Origin of the sequence: Burkholderia sp. LK4 (assembly GCF_001043615.1) — a bacterium.
Lineage (GTDB): Bacteria > Pseudomonadota > Gammaproteobacteria > Burkholderiales > Burkholderiaceae > Burkholderia > Burkholderia cepacia.
The window spans coordinates 1-975 of the sequence record NZ_LDUL01000149.1; the positions used below are offsets into that span (position 1 = coordinate 1).

The following is a 975-nucleotide window of genomic DNA, read 5'->3' on the forward strand; positions in this document are numbered from 1 at the left end:
CATTGATAACGCCCAATCTTTTTGCTCAGACTCTAACTCATTGATACTCATTTATAAACTCCTTGCAATGTATGTCGTTTCAGCTAAACGGTATCAGCAATGTTTATGTAAAGAAACAGTAAGATAATACTCAACCCGATGTTTGAGTACGGTCATCATCTGACACTACAGACTCTGGCATCGCTGTGAAGACGACGCGAAATTCAGCATTTTCACAAGCGTTATCTTTTACAAAACCGATCTCACTCTCCTTTGATGCGAATGCCAGCGTCAGACATCATATGCAGATACTCACCTGCATCCTGAACCCATTGACCTCCAACCCCGTAATAGCGATGCGTAATGATGTCGATAGTTACTAACGGGTCTTGTTCGATTAACTGCCGCAGAAACTCTTCCAGGTCACCAGTGCAGTGCTTGATAACAGGAGTCTTCCCAGGATGGCGAACAACAAGAAACTGGTTTCCGTCTTCACGGACTTCGTTGCTTTCCAGTTTAGCAATACGCTTACTCCCATCCGAGATAACACCTTCGTAATACTCACGCTGCTCGTTGAGTTTTGATTTTGCTGTTTCAAGCTCAACACGCAGTTTCCCTACTGTTAGCGCAATATCCTCGTTCTCCTGGTCGCGGCGTTTGATGTATTGCTGGTTTCTTTCCCGTTCATCCAGCAGTTCCAGCACAATCGATGGTGTTACCAATTCATGGAAAAGGTCTGCGTCAAATCCCCAGTCGTCATGCATTGCCTGCTCTGCCGCTTCACGCAGTGCCTGAGAGTTAATTTCGCTCACTTCGAACCTCTCTGTTTACTGATAAGTTCCAGATCCTCCTGGCAACTTGCACAAGTCCGACAACCCTGAACGACCAGGCGTCTTCGTTCATCTATCGGATCGCCACACTCACAACAATGAGTGGCAGATATAGCCTGGTGGTTCAGGCGGCGCATTTTTATTGCTGTGTTGCGCTGTAATTCTT

General features: G+C 46.2%; 2 protein-coding genes. Both read right to left on the minus strand.

The genetic code is table 11. From position 1 onward, the window contains the following. Nucleotides 1-242 precede the first annotated feature (242 nt). On the minus strand, nt 243-791 hold the full coding sequence (locus VK92_RS38450) for an ead/Ea22-like family protein (protein WP_001289873.1): 549 nt from the start codon (nt 789-791) through the stop codon (nt 243-245). Further along, the gene (locus VK92_RS41315; protein WP_229041931.1) at nt 788-946 is read right to left on the minus strand and encodes a TraR/DksA family transcriptional regulator; all 159 of its coding nucleotides are present in this window, start codon (nt 944-946) and stop codon (nt 788-790) included. The genes VK92_RS38450 and VK92_RS41315 overlap by 4 nt, the downstream gene beginning before the upstream one ends. Between the last annotated feature and the right edge of the window lie 29 nt (nt 947-975).